This window comes from Pseudothermotoga sp. (genome assembly GCA_025060105.1).
GTDB lineage: Bacteria > Thermotogota > Thermotogae > Thermotogales > DSM-5069 > Pseudothermotoga_A.
The window spans coordinates 16,790-40,971 of the sequence record JANXCS010000009.1; the positions used below are offsets into that span (position 1 = coordinate 16,790).

The window sequence follows — 24,182 nt, forward strand, 5'->3', positions numbered from 1 at the left end:
GTGAAAATTCATTTGATCCTGATCAATTGAAACTCATCTAACCAGCCCCAATTGCCAGCTTTTCCTTTCACACGCAGTTTGACTTTGACCTTACCAGTCGTTACGTAAAATTCCATCGTCGGATGGTTCCACTGGAGCCAGCCTCTGTTGGTCACTTTGAGAGATTTGAATTCTCCACCATGTTCACTGACACTCAATTCTACGTCGTCCCCACCGCTACCTTGAATCCACATCGACAGTTTGTACGTTCCCTCAGCAAGTCCATATACAGTTTGGTACATCTCAAACTCGAAAGGTTTGTCGAGCCAATAGTTGACGGCGTAGACACCATGACGCGCGTTCTGCGGGGGATTGGCGCGCACCACCTTCACAGCTTGCCGATCACCCTCAACGATCCACGGATCGAAAGATCCCGTTTCGAAGCTCGCATTCACCATATAGTTGTATGGCTCTCGTACGATCAACTTTGCTTGAACGACTTTATCATAATCAACGATTTTTCCAGCTATTACGTACTCTCCAGCCTCTTTCAATTTCTCGAGTTCCACTTGCCAAGTTACAGGAACCAACCTCACAGAATCGTCGGAGAACAGCGCTTTGATCTTCTCAGGCAAATCGATTTTTTGTCCAACGATCGTTTCAATCAATATCGGAAAAAGCTCAGCTATCTCGACTTTTTCTTCGTGTTCTTCGAACACGTTCAAGCTTTCCAGAGCACGACCATGAAAATCGAAAAGTGCTTGATTTTCCCAAGGATTTCCTTCACCAGTTTTCCATCCAACACCTCTGACTGGTATCCAAGCACCTTCCCAGTAGAAAAAGCCAAGGCCTCTGTTGTTCGGAACCTGTTTCAAGACTTTCACAAGGTCTCTCAGAAAACTCTTTTGCCCTTTGACGGTGGCTTTATAGCCCGCCAACCATTGTAATTTTTCATCACCGAAGATGTTGGGATGACCGTCTGCTTCTTCCAAGGTCCAAGCGTAAGCAGTTTCCACAATTAGAACATCTTTGTCGTACCGCGCAGCGATATCGTTCAAATTGAAGGCCAGTTCCAAGAGCGTTCCGTGCCAATAAGGATAGAAGGAAACGCCTATGATGTCGAAATCAACGTTGCGTTTTAAAAGCTCATCGAAAAACCATCTGTACAAAGAATTGTTTCCTCCATCGGCAAGGTGCACCACCACGCGAATGTTTGGATCGAAATCTCTAACAGCTTTCACTGCAGATTTCAAAAGCTCGGCAAATTCATTGAATCCTCCCGCACCAGGACCCGATATCTGCCCATCGGGCCATAGAAAACCGTTGTTCAGTTCGTTTCCAACCTGCACCATATCCACATGCACACCTTTGCTTTTCATGTAATCGAGCACGAATTTTGTATACTTGTACACGGCTTCTTTCAGCTCTTCACCGTGAAGGTTTCGCCACGCCTTCGGTTTGTTCTGTTTCCCAGGATCTGCCCACCAGTCGCTGTAATGAAAATCGATCAAAACTTTCATTCCAAGATTCTTCGCTCTCTTCGCTATCTCAACCATGTTCACATGGGAGCAATTTCCACCACCCAGGGGTGTTCCATTCTCATCCGTCGGGTCGTTCCAAATCCTGAGCCTTATCCAATTGACACCACGACTTTTTAGAATCTCAAGACAATCTCTAGCTGCGTCTCCATCGTAGAAAATTCCACCGGATTTTTCGATCTCGTGTAGCATGGACACGTCGACACCGAAAATGAACTCTCTTTCAGAGGCGATCGCCGAACTGACGAGTAAGATCACCATCAAAGCACCCACTTTCCACACCTTTCTCATTCCTTCACAGCTCCTCTCGTTAAGCCACTGACGAGATATCGCTGCATGGACAAGAACAGTATGACCATCGGTAACATTCCAAGTAGAGCGGCCGCGGTGAACAATCCCCACTCAGTTTCATAAGGTCCAACAGCGAAAGATTGCAGCCCCAGAGCGTAAGTATAATTTCTAACGTTTTGTAGCACGATCCTTGCAACGACGTACTCATTGAAGGTACCGATGAAAACTAGCAAGAAGACCACAACGAGGATCGGTCTAGCGAGTGGCAACACTATCATGTAGAAACTTTGAAATTTTGTCGCCCCATCAACTATGGCAGCCTCTTCGAGTGAAGCAGGTATGAGATCGTAGAAACCTTTTATGAGATAAACGTTGTACGCGATGTTCGTAAGGTAAGCCAAAGCGAGTCCTCCTATGGTGTCGATACCAAGGAGGGGTATGTACTTTCCAAGGAAATTGAGCAAGTTGTATATCGCGATCATGAAGATCACGCCAGGAAACATCTGAATGAGCAGAAAGCTGAGTATGCCGTACCTTCTGCCTACGAACCTCATCCTGCTGAATGGATAAGCTGCCGTGGCGCAGACGAAGGTAGTTATGAGAGCAACGATCACCGAAACGATTATGGAGTTCAGCACCCATCGTCCAAAGTAGTGTTTCATTTTCTCTTTCCATATTTGATCTATCCTGAACAAACGCTTGTCTATATCACGATAAAACTTTTCCATCTCCGAAAAAGGACAAATCTTTATTAAAGTTCCTACCCTTCTGGAAACGACTGAAAGGTCCGCTCGAACCTTGTTGACGAAATCCAGTTTCACCAGATCGAGCAACCTTGTGAGATGCTCTGAATTAACAAAAACACCACTCTGAGATAAGACTAAGAGCTTATCGTAAATTTTTTCAAAGTCATTCAACGTTCGATCGAACTCTTTCAACGTTTGATCGTAATTTCTAGAGTAATTCTCGAAACGCAAGACGAACGTTCTGTACTCCTCGATCCATCTCAGATCATCAATGGCCTTCCGCACACTTTGCTTGACTCTGTCATCAGGTTCATAAGAATTGGCGAAATTTCTGAGCCAAGTCAGAACGGCCGAATACCTTTGAAGATCGACTCTCGATAGAGATTTGATCGCTTCGACGGTGGAAATCCTCACCCTCAAGTCATTGCGAAAGAGATAAAGTTGTAACCATGTTCGCTCTTCCTTCAACTTCGTCTCGAGAGAGGCTTTCTCTTGCTGCAATTCATTCAACCGTTGATTCAGCTGCGCTAGTTCGGTTTTCTTCTCGTTCAACGTTCTGTTCAGCTCGGCCAATTTCGAGATGTCGTCTTGATAACGTTCGAAGAGTGATTGAAGATCATCGCATATTCGTTCAAGTTTTGGCTTGATCTCTAAATAAGTTTTCACCATATCACTGTAAGCTTTCAAGGCTCTGTATTGCTCGTCAACCTCTGCAAGATGGGTAAGCTTTGTGGCCAAATCCACAACGATACTCCGAAGCTCTGAAAGATCTTCAAAATTTTCCATCGATGACGCCATATCCTTCAACCTGAGACTTAGAGTTTCTGCACTCTGCAGAAAAATAGCATCATCAATGGGAAGAACACTCACCATTGAGGTTTGAACTAAGGAATCCTTCATCTTGACTAATGCAGACACTGCATCAGTTACAGAACGTACCTCACTGAGAACATCTTTTTTCAACAAAAGTTGTGTTTCGATGACGGACCTTTCCAAAGGTTGTGAAATTTTCATAATATTTCCTATTTCACCATTGAGCGAGGAAATCTGCGAAGAGATTGTTTTCAACTCTTCCAACGAAATTCCACCCAATTTTTCATAGGTCGATCTCAACTGCTCGAGTGCGAGCAAATAAGATTCTTCACTCAGAACATCGAAATTCATCATCTCTTTTACCACTGGGCGGAGAGATTTTTCCAATTCTGAATTGAACCTTTCTTTGGCTAACGCTTCATAGAGTACGAAAGCCATCTCGTTTTGATCGATCTTCAGCTCGTTCAAAACTCGTTCAACATCCATTTCAACTTGGCGCAGATCATTCGAAACACTCGTCTTCACTGAATCTGATTTTGCACCAAGGAGCTTCACTATCTCATCATAAGAAGCCCTCGCAGATTCGTTCAACCTGTTCGATTCGTTTATGTATCTTCTCAACTTTTTCAGCAGTTCATTCGCTTTTTTCTGAACCTGCTCAAAGCTCATTCTGTCGTAAGGTTTCACCCGAGCAACGAGATTTTGGAGTTCTTTGATGAGTATTGGCACATTCTGCTCCGGCAATAAGAGGTCTATGTAATTTTGAAATGTGAGTCTGCTGGAGAAGAGATCCGTCGAGAACGCGGCTTCATCTCTTCTCAGAGAAGTCATCACTACCCAAACGGTTGGAAAGAGGATGACTACGATCAAGAAAATCAATATCAGATGTACGTGAAATCTCATTTTCCCACCTCTTCGAAGACACCAGAGAATCTGAAATTGAAATAGCTGATGCCACCCACAAGGAAGAAAATCAAAATCGATATGGCTGCTGCTAGACCGAAGTCCTGCCCTGTACCAGCTTGGAAGGCAAGCTTGTACACATAAGAGATGAGGATGTCTGTGTATCCTGTGGGTGTGGTGGATCCGGGTATGGGAGGTCCTCCCCCCGTGATGAGGTAAATGATCGTGAAGTTGTTGAAACTGAAAGCAAAGCTACTCACGAGCAAGGGAGCGATCACCGTCATGAGTAACGGGAAAGTGATGTTCCAAAAACGCTTAAATTTGCCAGCCCCATCGATCATTGCAGCTTCATACAGTTCGTAGGGTATACCCTGAAGTGCTCCGAGCGATATAGTCATCATGTAAGGATAGGTGAGCCAGACATTCACCAGAATGACCCCGACCCTCGCCCAGAAGGGATCGTTCATCCATCTGAGTGCCGGTAAACCCAAAGCGGGTAGCAAAAATTTGTTTATGACCCCATAGCTTTCGTTCAAAAGGCCGTTCCTCCACACGAGCGCCGATATGAACACAGGGATCGCCCATGGAACGATGAGTAAAGTTCTGTAAATGTTCCTCCCCTTCAACTTCGGATCGTTCAAAACGAGTGCGAACGGTAAACCAACCGCGAGAGACACAATTACGCTCAACACCGCCCAGACAAATGTCCAAGCGAAGATCTTCAAGAAAGGCCCAGCTATCCTTGGATCTTTCAAAACCCTTGAAAAGTTTTTCCATCCCACGAAATCTATGTAACCTATGAGGTAAACTTCTTCACCATTCTCGTTCACATCGTAGAAAGAACCTTCCTTTTCGATCAACGGCCTGTTCGTTCTGTTGTTAACAACAACTACCTTCGTCTTTGGCTTTCCATCTTCAGCTGTTTGAAGCAGATCGAGTCTGTACAACCTTTCGATTCTAACGAAACTCCATTCGCCTGTTCGATCCATCCTCAACGCGTATTTGTTTCCACTCGGATGAACATAATCGGATCTGTGAAGATGGATCTGCCCAATACGACTTTTGAAAGTCGGTTCGTTGACCTTCAAGAATTCTTCGCGCGGTGAATAGAAAGCTTTGTAAGTCTTTTCTCCCAGAAGAATCATTCTGATCTGTGCCAACTCGTTGGACTGCGGAACCAGTTGATAAGCCGAACCTTTGACCAGTGTGAGCTGAGCTTCACTCAGCAGAACATCCTTTCCTTTCCTCTTAACGGGCGAAGGTTTTTCTCCCACGAACAATTCACCGTCGATTTTAAAAAGGATCAAAAAGTCATCGTGAGATGCGGTGAACCCATCGTAAGCAACAAAAACTTTGTACTCAACCGAGTCATTTTCAACCTGGTAAGTGTACACCGGATCGTAAAGGAGTCTCTCTATCGCTTCTTCTTTGGACATGTAATGTCCTGTCCCATAGTTAGTGAAGGCTGTCTTGATCGTGAAATAGATTGGATAGATCACGAGTACGGTTAGCAGAACCAGTGCGGGAGCGACGTATCTGTAAGGATAACCTCTTGGATTGAAAATGAAAAAATCTATCAGCATCACCAAGACTATGAACAGTGTGCCGAGAGCATAGTAAGCGTTACCGAAAAGGAAGAATGCGATCCAGAAAAAGAAAACATTCAACAGTCCAACAAAAAACAAGCCCAAAAGTTTTCCAAAACCGTGCACTCATTTCACCTCGAAAAACCCGGGGCGCTCTGCCCCGGGTCGAGTTCACTGAATCTGGGCTTTGATTCTTTCTACAGCGTTCTTCATCGCTTCTTCCGGTGTGGCTTTCCCGTTGACGATCAAATTCAGAGCGTCATCCATCGCGCCCCACACAAAACCCATTTGAGGCACATTGGGCATGGGTATACCGTTACCAGCACTCAGAGTGAACGCGACGACATCGGGATTATCTTTCACTAGTTCCAGCACGTCCTTTCTAGCAGGCAACCTTGGGTCAGCCAGATACAGTCTGTACATGGTGTCTCTCTTGGCGATGAAGTTGGTCAGGAACTCTAGAGCGAGCAATTTGTTCGGTGACTTGGAATTGACCATGAATCCTTGCACACCGACGAACGGCTTAGCGACCAAACCAGGTTCCATGTCGGGGATCAGAGCAACACCATAGTCTATTCCAGCGTCTCTATAGTCTTTTATAGCCCAAGGACCGTTGATGATCATGGCTGCTTTACCTTCTTTGAACATCGAATCCATGATTTGATAGTTGTCAGCCGGATCAACGATCTTTTCATCCACAAAACGTTTTATGAGCCTGGCACCTTTGATGGCACCCTCGTTGGCAAGACCGATATCTTTGACGTTGAGCCCCGTCGGTGTGTCTTTGAAGACGTATCCACCATAACCGAAGATGAACGGAACCGCATAATAGAACGTCGTCACTGGGAAGACTAGTCCCCTGACACCCCGACCGAATTCGACATCGATCTGCCTAGCGATCTTGATCATTTCTTCCACCGTTTTGGGAGGTTTTGACACGTAGTCTTTGTTATAGATGAGCGCTATGGCTTCCAGTGCGTAAGGAAGTCCATAGAGTCTACCCCCATAAGAGAAGGCACTCAAACCACTGTCGAAGAATTGGTTTCGTTCGGCAAAACTTGGGATCGGTTCAAGTAAGCCGTTCGCAACAAGCTCTCCAACCCAGTCGTGTGCACCGACGATGATGTCCGCACCTTGTCCCTCTGGTGCCGCCGTTAGGAATTTTGGTTTGATGTCTGGAAAGTTCACGTACTGAACTTCGACCATCACGCCGTACCTCGCCTTGAACTCTTCACCGAGCCTTTGAAGTATGTCCACTTGCTTTTCTGAACACCAAATCACCAGTTTTGGTTGTGCGAAAGCTAGGAATGTGATCAAGATCATGCTCAAAACTAAAAATTTCCTCACAACATCACCCCCGTCAAATTAGCTTAGCACTTTGGACGTGACATAGTCAAGTTTGGCAAAGACTATTTAACAGAAGGAGCATACCTGCGCATACTTAAGAGCGAGTGCGAATGGAATAAGAGTAACGAGTTTTTTGATGAAAAAAACTCGAATGGTGGCGAAAACGGCGTTTCATTGGATTTTCATGATTCAGTAAGGTGATGGTAGAATGAAGTTGTGAACTAATTCACGAATCGAACCGAGCGACCCATTCACCCTACGTGAGAGGAGGTTTTAAAATGGAAAAATCACTTTATGAACAGGCGCTCGAGGTCTTCAGACAAGCAGCCGGTGTCATGAAACTCGATCCCAACATTCAAAGGTTCCTCGAAAGGCCTCAGCGCACAATAATCGTTGAATTCCCAGTACTGATGGACGATGGTAGAGTGGAAATGTTCGTTGGCTATCGTTGCCAGCATAACACGGCGCTTGGACCAGCCAAGGGTGGCATAAGGTATCACCCAAACGTGACCCTTGACGAAGTCCAAACGCTCGCGTTCTGGATGACTTGGAAATGCTCTCTGCTGAATCTACCCTATGGGGGTGGAAAAGGCGGAGTCAAGGTCGATCCGAGTAAACTTTCCAGAAACGAACTTGAGAGGCTCTCCAGAAGATTCTTCTTCGAGATATCACAGTTCGTCGGTCCACACAAGGATATTCCTGCACCCGATGTGAACACCAACCCCCAGGTCATGGCATGGTATCTGGATACCTACAGCATGCACGTTGGTTACACCGCACTCGGTGTCGTGACGGGTAAACCTGTGGAACTCGGGGGATCAGTGGGTAGGAACGAAGCGACGGGTAGAGGAGTTGCTGTGGTGACGGCTGAAGCATGCAAACTCTTGGGTAAAGACATTTCCAAAGCGAAGGTGGCAGTACAAGGTTTTGGAAACGTCGGATCGTTCTCTGCAAAGATACTGCACGAAGATTTTGGCGCAAAAATCGTAGCCGTCAGCGATGTTTCTGCAGCTTATTACGATCCAAACGGGCTGGACATCAACGATTTGATCGCTTACAGAGACAGCAACAAAGGCCTCATCGATGGTTATCCGAAGGCTCAGAAAATCAAACACGAAGAACTGTTCGAGTTAGATGTGGACATACTCATTCCGGCAGCCCTAGAGAATGCGATCACCGAGGAAAACGTCGACAAGATCAAAGCTAAGCTCATCGTCGAAGGTGCAAACGGACCTATCACTCCGACTGCCGACAAGATTCTTCGCTCCAAGGGAGTAACTGTCATACCTGATATTCTAGCCAATGCAGGTGGTGTAACTGTATCTTACTTCGAATGGGTGCAAGATCTACAATCCTTCTTCTGGGACATCGACGACGTCAGAACGAAACTCGCAAAAATGATGAAAGCCGCTTTCGCAGAAGTTGCGAAGACTAAAGAAAAATACAACACAGATTTCAGAACGGCAGCCTACATCGTAGCGATCGATCGGGTGGCGAAAGCAGTCAAACTGAGAGGTATCTATCCATGAACGAAAGCGGGGCTTATGCCCCGCTTTCACTTTCTTTCATCGAAATTGGATTGCCGTTGATTGGTGGAGTAACTTTTTAAGGCTTGCTGTGACGTTCGAATCTGTAAGGCTTGATTTTTGAATTTTTCGAGCAATGCGTTCATCTTTTCAAGCCTCGTTTTATCAGCTTGAATTATTGATTCTGCAAGTTCTTCAGGAACAGTTGAAAGAGATTTCAGTAGAAATTCTCTCTGCTCCAAAAGTAAGTTCATACGTTCGAAGTCCTCTTGCTCTAAGGCTCTGTCGAGTTCTATTTCAATTTGCATCAATTCTTGTACCAGTTCCTCGTCACTAGTTGGCATTCTTCACCTTCTTTCAAAAATTTTTTCAGCTCACCTTCCGTTGGATGTCTGAGTTCAGCTAAATCCAAGAGCGGTCTCAAGACAAACTGTCTATTGATCAAATCGTAGTGGGGTATCGTCAGCGTTTCTGTTTTCAAAACCAGATTTCCAAACAGCACGATGTCTAGATCTATGGTTCTCGGTCCCCACCTTTGCTTTCTAGTCCTTCCAAGCTGTTTTTCTACCTCTAAAAGCACTTCAAGTAGTCGAAACGGCGTCAAATCGGTTTTTACCTCGACCACACAGTTGAGAAAATCTGTTTGTTCCAAAAAACCGTACGGTTTCGTCAGATAAATCGGTGAGGTTTTGATTATCTCAATGCCAAATTCTTCCATCAAGCGACACGCGTTTTGGATGTTCCTCAACCTATCACCAACGTTGGAACCAAGTGCGATATAGATGTGACCCTCGCTCCTTTCAAGTACGACCATGGCTATGGTGAAGACATCGTGCGATAAACTCACGTGTGCAAAGTTAAAATGGACATCCCTGTGGAAAATAAGAACGGGTTTTCCCAGATCATCGTGCACGAGCTCTACCTCTTTGAAAGAAAAATCTCTCAAACCTGTACCTAAAGCTTTGAAGAAAGCTTCCTTCACGGCAAAGTGAGAGGCTAAAAATTGCTTTTTGTCACTCGCACGATGGTACTCTTCGAATTCTTTTTCGCCCAAAATTCTAACAGCGATCTTTTCGTCCAATCTGTTTGTTTCAACAACGTCGACACCGATACCAAGGATCATACCGGATGAACGGGAGCTTCTAACTCTTTGACGAGCTCCAGATCGACTTTCAACTGATCGAAATATCGCTTCTGTAAGAATTTTTTGCCGACTTCGCCCAAGATGATGTATATCAAAAGATCCTCATCGTTCCTCGCGAGTAAGCCGATTTGTTTTCTTGCTTTTTCCACCTCTGGTTCAATGAGTTCTCCCGGCCTAACGTCTATGGGTTTCTCGTCCTTCAAGATCTTTTTCACCAGTTCTGGATCGATCGGTGCAGGAGGTCTTCCGTACAATCCTTTCACGTAGTCTTTCACTTCACGGGTAACCTTTGCATATCTTTCACCGGTCATCACGTTGAGCACAGCCTGCACACCAACGATCTGACTGGTAGGTGTGACGAGAGGAGGATATCCCAAGTCTTTCTGAACCTTTGGTATTTCTTCGAGGACCTCGTGGAGTTTGTGGAGCATCTTTTGTTCTTGCAACTGTTTCAGCATGTTCGAGTACATACCACCAGGAACTTGTGCGTATAGCACCCTGGCATCCACAGTCAACATCTTCACATCGTAGTCTGCGTATTTCTGTCTGACCTTCGAGAAATGTTCGTTCAAGAAAGAGAGTAGTTCCCATTTCGGCGGTGGGACTAAACCTTCTTTGCTGAGCGAATAGTAAATCGGCTCGAATGGGGGTTGAGAAGTTCCAAGCGCGAAAGGAGAAAGTGCCGTATCTATGATGTCAGCCCCAGCATCAATGGCGGATTGGTATGTGAGGGGAGCCAATCCGCAAGTACAATGAGAATGCACATCCACAATTATTGCAAAGCGTTCTTTGAGAGCTTTAACGAGCTTGTATGCATCTTGAGGTGTGAGTAAACCTGCCATGTCCTTTATACATATGGAATCGACGCCCATTTCAACGAGCTTTTCTGCGTAATTCAAATAGTACTCAAGTGTATGCACAGGGCTCACAGTGTAGGAAATCGCTCCCTGCACATGCATACCACACTTTTTTGCTTCTTCCACGGCGATGACGAGGTTACGTTCGTCGTTCAGAGCGTCGAAGACCCTGACTATGTCCATCCCGTTTTCCGCCATCTTTCTAACGAAGAGTCTGACGGTGTCATCCGCGTAGTGTCTATACCCAACCAGATTTTGTCCCCTTAAAAGCATTTGTAACTTGGCATTTTTGATCTTTTCTCTTATCTTTCTCAACCTTTCCCAAGGATCTTCGTTGAGAAACCTCACAGCCACATCGAACGTGGCTCCGCCCCACATTTCGAGTGAATAGAAACCAACCTCGTCCATGGCCTCGAGTGCGGGCAACATATCGTTGATGGACATGCGTGTCGCGATGAGCGATTGATGTCCATCCCTCAGAGTCGTATCGACGAACTTCATAGCGTCACCTCCTTTCGTCGAAATATCTCAGCAGTTCCAAAGATAGCTTCACGCGTTCATCGAAACTTTGAATGAACGCGAACTCTTCTTCTGAATGAAACCTTCCACCGCACAAACCGAGACCATCCAGCGTTGGCACGCCCAGCGCCGTGAAGAAAGCCCCGTCCGCTCCTCCGCTTGAATGCTCAAATTCATAGCGTTTACCCAGTCTCTGGAAAACTTCTTCGAGGGCTTGCTTCATTTCTTCCATGAAACTCATAGCGGGTCTTCTTTCATTGAGATTGTACTCACACGTGGTGCGTTCTACGAAACTCGTTCGGGTTATTTCAGCGAGTTTCTTCTCAAACTCTTTCAGTTCTTGTTTGCTCGAAAATCTCACATCACAGTAAACTTTACATAGATCCGGTGTTATGTTCGACTTTTCTCCACCGTTGATGATCGTCGGATTGACACTCAAACTTCCCACAATTCCGTTCATGGAATAGATTTGACAGATTTTGTGCGAGGCTTCAACGATAGCATTGGCACCTTCTTCCAATCTCGAGGCGTGCCCTTTAACTCCCTTAACAACGATATCGAGAGAAGCTATACCCTTTCTTGAAGTGACGATCTCTCCGTTGATGCCTCCAGGTTCGAACGAAAGACAACATACGCTCTTTCTGGCATAATTTTCAAACGTGTTTCTACTTTCCTTCGAACCGAGTTCTTCATCAACGTTGAGAACGACGCACAAACCATCCAAATTCTCTTTCAAAGCCTCCTCAACCGTCGCCAATAAAACGATCACGCCACCCTTCATATCAGCGACACCCGGGCCTTTTGCCACACCGTTTTCTACCTTGAACGGCCTTCTGATGGCTTCACCCTCTTTGAAAACCGTATCGAGGTGACCTATCAGCGTCAAATAGGGCGGCTGGCCTTTCTCAGCAACGTGTGCTGCCTTCTCCTCGTGTACTTCAAAGCCAAGTTTTTTCAAAGAATCCATCACGAACCGAGTTCTAGAGAGCTTCGTTTCCACATCCAAATCGAAGCCAGTATCGATGTTAACGAGTCTTTCAAACAAATCGAGCCATCTTTTCTCCATTTCAACCACTCACAATCCAAATTCCTTCAAAGAGAGGATGATCTTGATCCTTCCAGGTTGATTCCTCGAGTCGAATACCACATGATAATGCCTGCAGATTCTTCTAGGTGAATCACAATCTTGACAAATTCCCGTCACAGCGCACGGTGTCGTGAGAGACAATCTTTTCGCGTTCATAGGTGCTATGTATCTGATTCGCTCTCGTGCGGCATCGAGATCTTTCACGATCTTGTTCGCACTCGTAACGATGATCACGTTCTTCGGACCATACGTCACCGCCGCAACCCTGTTTCCACCACCGTCCATGAAAACCAGCTCGCCGTTCATCGTTATAGCATTGACACTACAAAGATAATAATCGCATTTAAAAGCTTCCAGTTCGACAGCCCTCCTATCGGGTGCATTGTATCTATCCAAAAAGCTGTATTTTCCAGACCTCAAAAGATCTATCACACCAGTTTCAGAAAGAGTGACCGAACCACCTGAACTCACAGTTGAACCTGCTGGTATGAGTTTTTCAATGATCTGTAGTATCTGTTTCTCATCCTCAGCGATGTAAACCTCAAATCCCTTCTTTTCGAGGATCGGTTTGACCATGTTGCAGAGCGATTCGTATTTGAATCTGTAAAGTTCTGTCCTCATCGACAACACCTCCTATGAAGGATTATCTCACAGGTAAGTTCCGACGATTTTTCCGTGATTTCTTCCAAAATATCGACTTTTGTGTTTGAATATCATGAAAGATCTCGCTGTACCTTAAAATAATTTGTTGTATCATCTACAACAAAAATTTGTATGAGATATCAATAAGTTGTATAATGGGGAGGGATCATGGTGAAGAAACTGCATCCAATTCTCAAGGCATTCGTACCATTGGTGAAAGCTTTGGCGGAGACGTTGGGGCCAGATTGTGAAGTGGTCTTACACGATGTTTCCGATCCAGAACATTCCGTGGTGGCCATAGAAAATGGACACATCACGGGTAGAAACGTTGGTTCACCCCTAACTGATTTTGGATTGTACCTGCTCAGATCACCGAGGTTCAGAGATGTGGATTATGTGGCTAACTATCTCACTAGGACGAACGATGGCAGGAAACTTCGCTCCACCACAGTTTTCATCAGAGATGAATTCAACACGACGATAGGTTTTTTGTGCATCAACTACGATACGACCAAAGCAACCGCAGTGAAAGAATTCATAGAACAATTTTTGAAGCTTCAGAATCTAGAAGAGATAGCTGGGACGAAAGAAGAAAAGTTTGCAAGTAAAGTCGACGAACTCTTGGCAGAGGCCATGCAGGAAATCAAGAGTTTGACAGGAAAACCCCTGAGGTTTGCGAGCAGGGAAGAGAAACTAGCTGTCATCAAAAAACTCGACGAGAAAGGTTTTTTCTTGCTGAAAGGCGCCGTCGAGATGCTCGCACGAGAACTTGGAAATTCGAAATTCACAGTGTATGCGTACCTGAGGGAAGCAAGAAGAAAAAATGATTCGATAATGATCTGAGGAGGTGTACACGATGAGGATCGTTCAGACAGATGCAGCTCCTAAGGCTATAGGACCGTATTCTCAAGCGATTGAAGCAAACGGTTTCGTCTTCGTTTCAGGTCAGATACCGCTCGACCCACAAACTGGTCAGCTGGTCGATGGGGATATAAAAAAACAGACTAAAAGAGTTTTTGAAAATATCAAAGCTATTTTGGCCGCAGCCGGATGTCAACTGAGTGACGTTGTGAAGGTCACTGTGTTCACCAAAGATATCTCCAATTTTTCAGCGATCAATGAAGTTTACAGTGAATATTTTCAGAACCACAAACCTGCGAGGTCTTTCGTCGAAGTTTCAGCTCTACCAAGGGATGCACAAGTTGAAATTGAAGTGATCGCTATCAAGGAGGTAAAGGCATGAAAGAACCATACTCTGCTGGCATGTTGAAATTCGATCCCTACGCAAAAAAACAACCAGTCGTTGGAAAAGTTGTGGCGGTTCTGAGGGGAAAACTCGAAAACAGAGGTCTCAATCTGATAGATCCTCGTTCGAGAGCCTTGAGAATTGGAGAAATCCACGAGTTGCTCGTCACCGATGAAGAGGAGGCCGCACCTGGCAGAACTGTGAATCGGGTTGCCTACATCGCTTTCATAGAGATTGTCCAGCCTGGAGTGATCGTTTTCCAAGATGTGATCAAGCTCAGTAGTGGCGAGAAAATCGGCACCCTGGTAGGTTTTGACGAAACACACATGCCCAACCACGAAAACATCGTCATACGTTCTGAGAAATTGGTGAGCGGCGAAGAACTCGGTTTGGAACTTCAAGACGTGATCGTCTTTGAGAGGGAGGGATGAGTATGTTCAAGTACAGATACCATCTGTACAGACATTTGAAGCAATCTTTGCCAAAGATCTTGGAAGATGCAAGAAAAGCTGCTGATGAGATCGGGATCCCACAAGAATGGAGAGGGAAGTTCGGTCTAACAGGTGCGATATCTGGTTGTCATGGTCTCATCACCAAAGAAGTGGACGAGGCTATCAGTGCGGTGGCCCGTGAGGTGATACCGAACAAGGTCTTCGCTGATGAGATCAGAGATATAGTCAAAGATCACTATGGCGATGATTACGATGCACTCTTAGTGAATACATGCGAAGCGGCACTCTGGTTGAGCTTCGATGTGTTGGTTTCACCACCTTTCACTGGTAGGGGTGATAAGTACAGAACTAGATACATCATCCCCTACGAGAGGCACCTCCACCATCACGGCGGATATGGTAGACCTTTTCCACCTCACTACAAGGACGTTTTTGCAGACAGAGGTTGCACCGCCGGAGAACTGGGATTCTATGGAAAGAGACTTGAGAACGTCGATGTGATCGTAGTCCCGATGGTCGGAGCTCGTTACACGGTCCACGGGATAAAGTATCATCCTGCTGTCCTCTTGAGTGGTGTCAAGGCCGAAGAGACCTTCAAGAAAATTGAACAAATCGCAGAACGACACATCGATACACTGGCAGGTTTTTCCTCACTCGGTTACGATACCGTTGGCTACGGTTACGGTGAGAAAGACAAAGATGGTGTGCCGATACTCCAGAAAAAGCTCGGAGAACTTGCGAGTGAATTGAACGTGCCATACATAGTGGACAACGCGTGGGGTGTACCGTTCATCGGAACGGATCCAAGAAAGATAGGAGCTTGGGTGATGACCTACAGTATGGACAAAGCTGCAGGTGCACCGACGTGCGGTTTGATCATTGGAAAAGAAGACGTGATGGTCTCCCTCAGGAGAGCCATGGGCACTCACGGTGACAGGTATGGAACTTGGTCCAGCTATGGGAAAGCAGCCTACGTGACGTTCGATCCAGGTAAAGAAGCACTCGCAGGTGCCATCGCCGCACTGAAAGCTTTGAAGAACAAAGCTGATAAGTTCAAAAAGAACGTGGACAAACTCTATGAAATCACGTTGGAAGAATTCTCCAAAATGGATTCACGCATCAAGCATATTTTCAAGATCTCCAAGAGTTACAACTCCGGTGCTGTGGAGATCAATTACGATGATTGCTGGGAGAAAGGTGTACCGTTCCCGATATTCACCATCGAAGATATGTACGCGGGTACCAACATACTCCAGATCGGAACCGACGCGATGGGTATTGTACAAACAATTGCATATGATGGAAACATATTTGTTTCACTAGGTCTCGGCACAACTGATGAAAATGGAGATATCATTGAAGACAAAGTGAGACTCGCTGTTAGAGGGTTAGTTAGGTTGATAGAAATCGTAGCAAAATATACAAATGTTCTCTGACGAGAGGGTGGGGGTCATGGTGCGGGCACCGAAGGTTGTCGTCGTCGGAGGAGGATGGGGTGGTTGTGCGGCCGCAGCGGCCGCACGTAAGGCTGGCGCCGAGGTTATTCTGCTCGAAAGGGCAGACATGCTTTTAGGAACAGGGCTCGTTGGTGGTATATTCAGAAACAACGGTAGATTCACCGCGGCAGAGGAAATGCTCGAGATGGGTGCGGATATTTTTTCAGTGATGGACAAATGCACCACGCACACCAACATTGAATTTCCCGGCCACAAACATGTAAGTTTGTACAACGTTTACAGAATGGAACCAGCCATTCGAGAATATCTCTCCAACCTTGGCGTTCGAATATTGACTAACGCACGTGTCATAGACGTGGCAAGAGAAGGCAAAAAAATCAGCTGTGTCGTTGTCGAGGATCATGAACCGATACATGGAGACGTGTTCATCGATGCGACAGGTACTTCCGCTGTTCCTGCCAACTGCACAAAATACGGTAACGGTTGCGCTATGTGTATACTCAGATGCCACAGCTTTGGTCCTAGGGTGAGCATTACAACTAAAGTTGGGGTCGAAGAGTGGGTCGGCAAAAAATCCGACGGCACTGTTGGAGCCATGAGTGGATCATGCAAGTTGTGTAAAGATTCTATAGCCCCAGACATAGTGAAAGAACTCGAAGAAAAAGGTTGTGTACTCATACCAGTACCACCAGAAGCCAGAGAAGAAGAAAAATTGCTCAGTATGAAGGCTTGTCAGCAATACGCTTCAGAAGAGTTCCTTGAGAATTTGGTTCTGCTCGACACCGGTCCTGTGAAACTGATGACCCCATTCTTTCCACTCGAACGACTCAGGAAAGTGCCTGGCATGGAGAGGGCTCGATACGAAGATCCGATCGCTGGTGGAAAGGGCAATTCAATGAGATATTTTGGATTTGCCAACTGCACGCCCGAACTTCAAGCGATAGGTCCTGTGGACAACCTGTTTTGTGCTGGTGAAAAAGCTGGAGCCATGGTGGGTCACACGGAAGCGATCGTCACTGGAACCTTGGCTGGTCACAACGCCGTGAGGAAGGCGCTGGGAGAAAAACTTTTGAGATACCCCGATGGACTCGCCGTCGGTGACTTTGTGAACCACGTGATCGCAGAAATGAAGAGAGAGGAGGGCCGTCAGTACAAATACACCTTCTCAGGTTCCATCTATTTCAAAAGGATGGTTCAGAAGGGACTCTATACTACGAACGTCGAAGAGATCAGAAAAAGGGTTAACAATGCTGGTTTGAAGAACATCTTCAACACCAAACTAGTTTGAGGGGGTGCTCCGTCCGTGGTGGAGTTGACGTTGGCTCACTGGTTGTACCTCATCTTCATGGTCGCGGTCGTCGTCACCATGTTCCTGCGAAAAGACACACCACTGATCTGTCTGCTCGGCTCGTTGCTCATCGGCTGGGCTGTGACAAAATCTTTCATTGGCGCCATTCAGTCCGTGTTCAACGCCATCGTCGTGGCCGGTGTCGAGCTACTCGGTATCGTCGTGGTCATCTCACTCATGGTGGCTTTGTCCAAGCAGATGGAAAAGAGTGGAGCTGCAGCAGTGCTCATAAGAACTTTGGGTAAACCTATCAAGGGTCCGAAGTCTGCTTTCTGGTTTGTCGGCATCATCACAGCTATCCTTGCACTCTTCATCTGGCCAACACCGTCTGTTGCGCTCATCGGTAGCTTGCTCGTCCCTGTTGCTGTCAGTGCTGGTCTTTCTCCGGTCGGAGCTGGTGTGGCGATCGCTATGTTCGCCTACGGTGTGGCCCTCACCACCGACTTCGTCATCCAAGGTGCACCGACTCTGACGGCGAAAGCGGCTGGCATAGGTGTGGGTGAAGTCATGGTCGCGATGGTGCCCCTCATCATAGCTTGGGCAGTCGTTGCGATTCCATTGAGTTATTTTTGGACGATGAGAGCTAACAGAAACTACGATCCCCGCAGAGACATCGAACTGTTCGGTGAGAGCGTCATGAAGAGTAAAAGAGAGGAATTCAGCACATTCGCAAAAGCTGAGGCTGCAATAGTCGCACTCGCTTTCCTGATCGATATAGTCCTGATGCTCGCTTTGAAATTGCGTGGAGGAGATGCCACAGCATTGCTCGGTGGAACTGCAGCAATGCTTTTGTTCGTGTTCACTCTCGCTCAGTACAAGAAAGAAGGATTCGAAATCGGAGCTGACTTCCTTAGGGAGGGCTTCATGTTCGGAGTGAAGATTTTCGCGCCAGTTTTCGTTATCGCGGCTATGTTCTATATGGGTAGCGGTGCAGCCAAACAGATATTCGGTGATGCTGGAAGACCTCTGTTGTTCGATCTTGCGAACGCACTCGCTCAGAGAGTGCCTTTGAACAAGTTCGCAGTTGGCCCGATGCAAGCAGTCATTGGTGCTATCACAGGTTTGGATGGATCGGGCTTTTCCGGTTTACCGCTGATGGGAACACTCGCGGGTGGTTTGGCGCCAGTCGCCAAGGTGAAGACATCCGTCATGGCCGCTCTCGGTCAGCTCACCGCAGTGAACTGTGGAGGGGGAACGATCGTTCCATGGGCACTCATCGCTGTCGCTGCTGTGTGCAAGACTAAGCCGGAGGAGATCGCCAGAAAGAACTTCATGCCGGTCATCCTTGGCTACGTTGCCGCTACGATCGTTGCGATCATCCTCATGTGAACGATGTGGGGCGCGTCAAGCGCCCCTTTTCATCCTCTCCGAAGGGGTGTGGCCAATTGAAAATAAAATTTTTCAAAATGAACGGTGCGGGAAACGATTTCATAGTCATCGACAACAGAGAGAACATCCTTGCAGATTTTGATATCAATCACTTCGTTAAGATGGTTTGCCGTAGAGGCAAATCCATAGGTGCAGATGGACTCATGCTACTTGAAAATTCGAACACAGTCGATTTCAAAATGAGGTACTTCAACTCTGATGGTTCTGAAGGAGAGATGTGTGGAAACGGTGCGCGCTGCATAGCGCGGTTCGCGAACATGATTGGTGTGGCAGGTAAGGCGATGAAGTTTGAAACGATCTCTGGAGTGCACGAGGCACTCTTAGTGGATGATGAGGTGCGCATCATGTTTCCAGATCTGAGTTTGGACAACTTCAAACTGTTTCAAAAACACGATTTTGGTTTCGGACCAGTTGAGTATCATTTCGCCACAGTTGGAGTGCCACACACGATGATCTTCAGAGAGGACGTCGAATCGATGGACTATGGCACATTACTTGAATGGGGAAGAAAGATCAGATACACTTTGAACGTTTTCCCAAAAGGTACGAACGTGAATTTCATCAAAATCGTTGATGGGTCGAACATAACAGTCAGAACGTATGAGCGTGGTGTGGAAAACGAAACACTCGCTTGTGGTACTGGTTCGGTCGCGTCTTCGATCGTTTGCTTTCTGATCGGTCGTGTCGAACCGCCTGTGCAGGTGAAAGTGAGGGGTGGAAGACTGAAAGTCGGTTTCGAATTGATCGATGAACGGTTCGTCAATGTCTATCTTCAAGGCGATGCCCGTACTGTGGCCGAAGGCTACATCCTTCCAGATGCTTGGAAAGAATGAGCCTACTGAAAAGTGAGGTGGGTTTGATGATAGACAAAATCATCGACGCACTCGACGTTGAAACAACACTGCTCGCCAAGAGTGAAGAGGAAGCGAAGAGTGTGGCTATACAGTACTTCAAATCTCTGGGCTTCAACGATGTCGATGTGGTGTTCATCGAGCATAACGGCTTTGCGGCGCGAGTTCGATTGCGCGCTTACATCTTCAGACCTGGCGACAAATATGTGTGGGTCTTTGGAGGCGATGGGAAATGAAATTTGTACTTTTTCCCCTCGACCCTGTCCACGACGTGGCTTTGAAGATGTTGAATAGAGAACTTGTGAAGAGAAAACACCAAGTGATTTTACTACCCCCGGATACCAAAATGGAAGAAGTGATCGAGTTATGCCAAAGGGAGATGCCAGATTTCATCATGGTGAGTCGAACGGTTGGTTATGGCGCTGCAGAACTGCTTGCAAGGTTCATAGATATGTTGGATGCGGCAGGTCTGAGAGATAAATGCAAAGTGGTGGTGGGGGGCAAAGCGATCACGAAGGAGTTGGCGGCGGAATTGGGTTACGATGCTGGATTTGGTGAAAGAACGAGCTGGGAAGAAGTAATCGCTTATGTCGAAGGAAGGCAAATGGAGAAAGAAAAACTCAAAGTCAAAAAGAATAAGCGCGACATCACTCAAGGTTACACCTATCGTGTGCACGAACCAACCTTCAAACAACTGCTCGATAAAATCACAGACCAAATTTTGGATTGGGTTAAAGACAAGACTAGTCCAGCTATCGAAAGGGTGAAGATCAGAGAAAGAATGCTCGAAGGTGAGGATTTGATCGAAGAATACCTCAAGTTTTGTGATGAAACGGTTGTCTCTTACTTCAAAAAGAACCTTTTACCAAAGAAAGTGAGGTTCATAACCCGAGAAGAGAGTAAAAAATTCGATCAGTTGATAAAAAGCCTGAAGTTAGACGACAGAATCCTCCGCCACACGCTCGACAAACCTCTCGTGTTCGTTCAGTACGGAACAGGTTGTCCTTTCATGGATGCGATGCACATCAAAGTGAGTGAAGCTTGGGGGGCCGATGGTGTATTGCATTTTGATCCTTCTTGGGGTGCGAGGTGTGAAGGATTACTCGAAGGTTTACTGGCGCACGAAGAGGATGGTTCGATAATAACTTTAGAGAATTTGAAGCTCATCAAATCGTCTCTCGATGTTTCAACTCTCTGGTGCGTCAGGGCGCACAGAGGATTGAACACGCCGGAAACGATCTTGCTCGCAGCTCGTGCCGGAGCAGACCTGACGAAGATAAACATGGTCTATGGTTCGCTCAACGGCGGTACCGATCCAGAAAGACTCACTGTGGATGGTGTGTACGCTCTAAAGCTTGCAGCGAAATACAATTTGCCATTCGATATCCCCACCAATGAAGAACTCGGTGGAGTTCCTGCACCCAAAGCTTTCGCTGGTATGCTCGTGGTTGCACACCTTGGGGTGAAGCTGAACGCTAAACCTATCTTGAAGCCACTGTTTTGCTATTCACCTGATGTGATGATCAACGATTACATGAAAGACAATTACATCGATTACAACGTAGCAAAGGTGATCGCACTGCGGCAGATCATGGACGCTCCAATATGGCCTGGTGAACCCATTGGATTCATGACTCACACAGAAGACAGGATCCAATCGGCTATGACGACGGCTCTTCACGCCGCACTCGCAAGTTCTCTGAGACTCGACGCGATAACCATCGCTTCTACGGATGAGGCTTATGCTCGTGGTGCCATCACCGTGAGTGCTCGTATCGATACACTCAGAGCCATAGCAGAAGCCTTCAGGTTCTTTGGACAAGCGAAGATCGAACCGACGAAAAGGGCCGAAGAATATGCTCAGATGATAGTGAATGGTATCTACGAAACTCTCGAGAAAGTTGCGAAAAGGGAAGATTTCGTGGCTTCTCTCTATGAAGGTCTGTTTGGAACGAGAGAGGAAGGTGCGAATCCAGGCAGGGCAGGTAGAGGAACGGTGAGAAAGTGTTGATCCTCGGAGTACTCGGTACAGCAAAAAATACAGGTAAGACCACGACTACCAACGCTCTTTTGAAATGTCTGAGTGACAAACCTTTGGCCATAACGAGCATAGGTTTCGATGGAGAGGATCTCGACCACATCACTGGTCTTCCAAAGCCGAAAGTTTTTGTGGAAGAAAGTACCGTTGTAGCCACCAGCGAAATGGCCGCGAAACATTCGACCGCCAAATTGCAATTACTCAAAAAACTAGAAATAACGACCGCTTTGGGCCCAGTTGGCATTTACAGAGTAAAACAACCTGGAACGGTCGTGCTCGTCGGACCACACAGCAGCAACGGGCTCCTCACCCTTGCAGAAACGCTGAGGAGTGAAAATATCGAAATCTTCTTGGTGGACGGTGCTATAAACAGGATCGTGCCGTTTCAACATGCGGACTTCGTGATACTTGCAGTGGGTGCTTCAAGGTCAACGAACATAGACTTTCTATTCCTAGAAACGAAAGTGATCATCAGAACCTTCGAATTACCGCTGGGAAGAGGGACTCGAAAGGTCCTAAAAGGTTTGATCAGCACCGAAAAACTCTCGATGTTTCGTGGTGAATCCATCTCAGTCGAATCTCCCATGCACCTTTTGCTCACCGAAGATTTTGCGAAACTTGAAAAACTTTTGCAAGAAATCGACATTGCTGTGATGAGAAAACCAAAATTGCTGTGTGTGACCATCAATCCATGCTACGCTGAAAGAAGAGCGGAAGGTTTCACACTCGCCCAGATTGATTTGAGTGAGCTTTCGAAGATGATCGAGCGTGAACTGAACATACCTTGTCTCGATGTCGTGAAGGAAGAAGAAAGACTGTGCCGAATCGTTGAAGAAGAGATCGGTAAAATGGGTACCTTGGAAGGAGGAATTTCTCCATGAAAGTATCCATCATCGGCGCAGGAAGTGTGAGATTTTCATTACAACTCATAGGGGATATCGCTCAGACAGAAGAACTATCGCGGGACGTTCACATCTACATGATGGACATCAACGAAAGAAGGCTCCACGCTTCGTACATCCTTGCAAAAAAGTACGTAGAGGAGCTCGACTCGCCCGTGAGGATAACGAAAACATTGTCTCTGGACGAGGCGATAGAGGGTGCGGACTTCATCATCAACACTGCCTATCCTTACGATCCTCGCTTCCACGAAGATGGAGCCAAAAGATGGGATATCGTCACCAAGATAGGTGAAAAGCACGGTTATTACAGGGGGATAGATTCTCAAGAGTTCAACATGGTATCCACTTACACCTACGTTCTGGCTTCTTACCCGGACGTGAAACTTGCTCTGGACATCGCACAGAAAATGGAGAAATCAGCCCCGAAAGCTTATTTGATGCAAACTGCGAATCCCGTTTTCGAGATCACTCAAATTGTGAGAAGGTTGACCAACGCCAAGATAATAGGTTTTTGCCATGGTGTTGCCGGTGTTTACGAAGTTTTCGAGAGATTAGGTTTGGATCCAAAGGAAGTTGATTGGCAAGTTGCTGGGGTGAACCACGGTATCTGGTTGAACAGGTTCAGATACAAAGGCCAAAACGCCTATCCACTCTTGGACGAATGGATAGAGAAAGAATCTATCAAATGGAAGCCAAGGAATCCTTGGGATATACAGATGTCTCCAGCAGCGATAGACATGTACAAGTTCTACGGGATGCTTCCGATCGGTGACACGGTTAGAAACGGTACATGGAAGTATCATTGGAATCTGGAAACAAAGAAAAAGTGGTTTGGAGAATACGGTGGCATCGACAACGAGGTTGAAAGAACCAAATTCCACCAACAGCTGAGAAAAGCAAGGGAAAATTTGGTCAAATTGGCAGAAGAAGTTCAAACTGATCCCAGGGTAAAACTCACAGAGCGCTTACCACAAATCTTCGCGAAGGATAGATTGAGTGGCGAACAGCATATTCCATTCATCAATGCGATAGTGAATGGAAAAAGAGTGAGGCTGTTCCTGAACGTGGAAAATCAAGGTGCGGTCGAAGGTTTTCCGAAAGATTTGGTGATGGAACTCCCAGTTTGGGTGGATAAAAATGGAATTCAAAGAGAGAAAATAGAACCGGATTTAACAGACAGGATCAAAAAATTCTATCTGTGGCCAAGAATATTGAGAATGGAATGGAACTTGGAAGCGTTCATCAGCAGAGATATTAAAGTTTTGGAAGAAATCTTGATCAGAGACCACAGAACAAGATCCTACGAACAAGTCCTGAATGTTTTAGAAGAAATTCTGAATCTACCTTTCAATGAGGAGCTGAGAGAGCATTTCAAAGTATCCGAAAGAATATAGCCAGATAGAACACGAACGAGTGAGAGTTTTTTCACTTCGTATTCCATCGAGTTTTCTTTTGATCATTTCCTAAGAACTAGATGTGCGTTGATCTCTTTGAGAATCATAAAGGTACGCTTGAATGTTC

21 protein-coding genes are annotated in these 24,182 nt (G+C 46.3%); 12 read left to right on the forward strand and 9 right to left on the reverse strand.

Annotated elements, in window-relative coordinates; translation table 11 throughout:
- Window positions 1-8: 8 nt before the first annotated feature.
- Genes NZ875_08430 through malE form a run of 4 tightly spaced genes read right to left on the reverse strand, consistent with a single transcriptional unit; the run spans window position 9 to window position 7,203 of the window.
- On the reverse strand, window positions 9-1,808 hold the full coding sequence (locus NZ875_08430) for a glycosyl hydrolase 53 family protein (protein ID MCS7175759.1): 1,800 nt from the start codon (window positions 1,806-1,808) through the stop codon (window positions 9-11).
- A complete protein-coding gene (locus NZ875_08435; GenBank protein ID MCS7175760.1) occupies window positions 1,805-4,270 on the reverse strand; it encodes an ABC transporter permease subunit in 2,466 nt (821 codons plus the stop codon). The genes NZ875_08430 and NZ875_08435 overlap by 4 nt, the downstream gene beginning before the upstream one ends.
- Entirely contained in the window at window positions 4,267-5,982 is a 1,716-nt protein-coding gene (locus NZ875_08440) for an ABC transporter permease subunit (protein ID MCS7175761.1), read from the reverse strand. Before NZ875_08440 ends, NZ875_08435 begins: the two co-directional genes overlap by 4 nt.
- Before the next feature lie 45 nt (window positions 5,983-6,027).
- On the reverse strand, window positions 6,028-7,203 hold the full coding sequence (malE, locus tag NZ875_08445; GenBank protein MCS7175762.1) for a maltose/maltodextrin ABC transporter substrate-binding protein MalE: 1,176 nt from the start codon (window positions 7,201-7,203) through the stop codon (window positions 6,028-6,030).
- A gap of 278 nt (window positions 7,204-7,481) precedes the next feature.
- On the opposite strand from malE, the gene NZ875_08450 reads away from it, so the two are divergent.
- Window positions 7,482-8,732, forward strand: a complete 1,251-nt coding sequence (locus tag NZ875_08450; protein ID MCS7175763.1) for a Glu/Leu/Phe/Val dehydrogenase — start codon at window positions 7,482-7,484, stop codon at window positions 8,730-8,732.
- 26 nt (window positions 8,733-8,758) lie between these two features.
- Here NZ875_08450 and NZ875_08455 read toward each other — a convergent pair whose 3' ends face one another.
- The 5 genes from NZ875_08455 to NZ875_08475 are packed head-to-tail and all read right to left on the reverse strand — an operon-like array spanning window position 8,759 to window position 12,957.
- On the reverse strand, window positions 8,759-9,073 hold the full coding sequence (locus tag NZ875_08455; GenBank protein MCS7175764.1) for an RNA-binding protein: 315 nt from the start codon (window positions 9,071-9,073) through the stop codon (window positions 8,759-8,761).
- Window positions 9,037-9,852 (reverse strand): 2-amino-4-hydroxy-6-hydroxymethyldihydropteridine diphosphokinase, encoded by an 816-nt coding sequence (gene folK, locus NZ875_08460; protein MCS7175765.1) that lies wholly within the window; start codon window positions 9,850-9,852, stop codon window positions 9,037-9,039. The genes NZ875_08455 and folK overlap by 37 nt, the downstream gene beginning before the upstream one ends.
- Window positions 9,849-11,231: a pyruvate carboxylase subunit B gene (locus NZ875_08465; protein ID MCS7175766.1), complete on the reverse strand. Its 1,383-nt coding sequence runs from the start codon at window positions 11,229-11,231 to the stop codon at window positions 9,849-9,851. Before NZ875_08465 ends, folK begins: the two co-directional genes overlap by 4 nt.
- A gap of 4 nt (window positions 11,232-11,235) precedes the next feature.
- Window positions 11,236-12,315: a M20 family metallopeptidase gene (locus NZ875_08470; protein ID MCS7175767.1), complete on the reverse strand. Its 1,080-nt coding sequence runs from the start codon at window positions 12,313-12,315 to the stop codon at window positions 11,236-11,238.
- 9 nt (window positions 12,316-12,324) lie between these two features.
- A complete protein-coding gene (locus NZ875_08475) occupies window positions 12,325-12,957 on the reverse strand; it encodes a lactate utilization protein (GenBank protein MCS7175768.1) in 633 nt (210 codons plus the stop codon).
- Window positions 12,958-13,149: 192 nt separating this feature from the next.
- Between NZ875_08475 and NZ875_08480 the strand changes: the two genes are divergently transcribed.
- From NZ875_08480 to aglA, 11 genes are read left to right on the forward strand one after another with little or no spacing between them, the layout of a single operon-like run.
- Window positions 13,150-13,821, forward strand: coding sequence for a helix-turn-helix transcriptional regulator (locus tag NZ875_08480; protein MCS7175769.1), 672 nt, complete (start codon window positions 13,150-13,152; stop codon window positions 13,819-13,821).
- A gap of 13 nt (window positions 13,822-13,834) precedes the next feature.
- Window positions 13,835-14,221, forward strand: coding sequence for a RidA family protein (locus NZ875_08485; protein ID MCS7175770.1), 387 nt, complete (start codon window positions 13,835-13,837; stop codon window positions 14,219-14,221).
- Window positions 14,218-14,655, forward strand: coding sequence for a hypothetical protein (locus NZ875_08490; protein ID MCS7175771.1), 438 nt, complete (start codon window positions 14,218-14,220; stop codon window positions 14,653-14,655). The genes NZ875_08485 and NZ875_08490 overlap by 4 nt, the downstream gene beginning before the upstream one ends.
- Window positions 14,656-14,657: 2 nt before the next feature.
- Window positions 14,658-16,112, forward strand: coding sequence for a hypothetical protein (locus NZ875_08495; GenBank protein ID MCS7175772.1), 1,455 nt, complete (start codon window positions 14,658-14,660; stop codon window positions 16,110-16,112).
- 16 nt (window positions 16,113-16,128) lie between these two features.
- Complete coding sequence (locus tag NZ875_08500; GenBank protein MCS7175773.1) at window positions 16,129-17,421, forward strand: FAD-dependent oxidoreductase; 1,293 nt, start codon at window positions 16,129-16,131, stop codon at window positions 17,419-17,421.
- A 15-nt stretch (window positions 17,422-17,436) separates the two neighbouring features.
- Window positions 17,437-18,810 (forward strand): hypothetical protein, encoded by a 1,374-nt coding sequence (locus NZ875_08505; protein ID MCS7175774.1) that lies wholly within the window; start codon window positions 17,437-17,439, stop codon window positions 18,808-18,810.
- 5 nt (window positions 18,811-18,815) lie between these two features.
- Complete coding sequence (dapF, locus tag NZ875_08510; protein MCS7175775.1) at window positions 18,816-19,703, forward strand: diaminopimelate epimerase; 888 nt, start codon at window positions 18,816-18,818, stop codon at window positions 19,701-19,703.
- 26 nt (window positions 19,704-19,729) lie between these two features.
- The gene (locus tag NZ875_08515) at window positions 19,730-19,957 is read left to right on the forward strand and encodes a hypothetical protein (protein MCS7175776.1); all 228 of its coding nucleotides are present in this window, start codon (window positions 19,730-19,732) and stop codon (window positions 19,955-19,957) included.
- Window positions 19,954-21,732 (forward strand): cobalamin-dependent protein, encoded by a 1,779-nt coding sequence (locus NZ875_08520; protein ID MCS7175777.1) that lies wholly within the window; start codon window positions 19,954-19,956, stop codon window positions 21,730-21,732. Before NZ875_08515 ends, NZ875_08520 begins: the two co-directional genes overlap by 4 nt.
- Window positions 21,729-22,640, forward strand: a complete 912-nt coding sequence (locus NZ875_08525) for a hypothetical protein (protein ID MCS7175778.1) — start codon at window positions 21,729-21,731, stop codon at window positions 22,638-22,640. Before NZ875_08520 ends, NZ875_08525 begins: the two co-directional genes overlap by 4 nt.
- Entirely contained in the window at window positions 22,637-24,055 is a 1,419-nt protein-coding gene (gene aglA / locus NZ875_08530) for an alpha-glucosidase AglA (GenBank protein ID MCS7175779.1), read from the forward strand. Before NZ875_08525 ends, aglA begins: the two co-directional genes overlap by 4 nt.
- Window positions 24,056-24,182 lie beyond the last annotated feature (127 nt).

What these genes read in the sequence shown, in the direction of transcription:
- NZ875_08430 (MCS7175759.1), bottom strand. Translation starts at nt 1,808, where the DNA reads ATGAGAAAGGTGTGGAAAGTGGGTGCTTTGATGGTGATCTTACTCGTC.
- NZ875_08435 (MCS7175760.1), bottom strand. Translation starts at nt 4,270, where the DNA reads ATGAGATTTCACGTACATCTGATATTGATTTTCTTGATCGTAGTCATC.
- NZ875_08450 (MCS7175763.1), top strand. Translation starts at nt 7,482, where the DNA reads ATGGAAAAATCACTTTATGAACAGGCGCTCGAGGTCTTCAGACAAGCA.
- NZ875_08455 (MCS7175764.1), bottom strand. Translation starts at nt 9,073, where the DNA reads ATGCCAACTAGTGACGAGGAACTGGTACAAGAATTGATGCAAATTGAA.
- folK (MCS7175765.1), bottom strand. Translation starts at nt 9,852, where the DNA reads ATGATCCTTGGTATCGGTGTCGACGTTGTTGAAACAAACAGATTGGAC.
- NZ875_08465 (MCS7175766.1), bottom strand. Translation starts at nt 11,231, where the DNA reads ATGAAGTTCGTCGATACGACTCTGAGGGATGGACATCAATCGCTCATC.
- NZ875_08470 (MCS7175767.1), bottom strand. Translation starts at nt 12,315, where the DNA reads ATGGAGAAAAGATGGCTCGATTTGTTTGAAAGACTCGTTAACATCGAT.
- NZ875_08475 (MCS7175768.1), bottom strand. Translation starts at nt 12,957, where the DNA reads ATGAGGACAGAACTTTACAGATTCAAATACGAATCGCTCTGCAACATG.
- NZ875_08485 (MCS7175770.1), top strand. Translation starts at nt 13,835, where the DNA reads ATGAGGATCGTTCAGACAGATGCAGCTCCTAAGGCTATAGGACCGTAT.
- NZ875_08490 (MCS7175771.1), top strand. Translation starts at nt 14,218, where the DNA reads ATGAAAGAACCATACTCTGCTGGCATGTTGAAATTCGATCCCTACGCA.
- NZ875_08495 (MCS7175772.1), top strand. Translation starts at nt 14,658, where the DNA reads ATGTTCAAGTACAGATACCATCTGTACAGACATTTGAAGCAATCTTTG.
- NZ875_08500 (MCS7175773.1), top strand. Translation starts at nt 16,129, where the DNA reads ATGGTGCGGGCACCGAAGGTTGTCGTCGTCGGAGGAGGATGGGGTGGT.
- NZ875_08515 (MCS7175776.1), top strand. Translation starts at nt 19,730, where the DNA reads ATGATAGACAAAATCATCGACGCACTCGACGTTGAAACAACACTGCTC.
- NZ875_08520 (MCS7175777.1), top strand. Translation starts at nt 19,954, where the DNA reads ATGAAATTTGTACTTTTTCCCCTCGACCCTGTCCACGACGTGGCTTTG.
- aglA (MCS7175779.1), top strand. Translation starts at nt 22,637, where the DNA reads ATGAAAGTATCCATCATCGGCGCAGGAAGTGTGAGATTTTCATTACAA.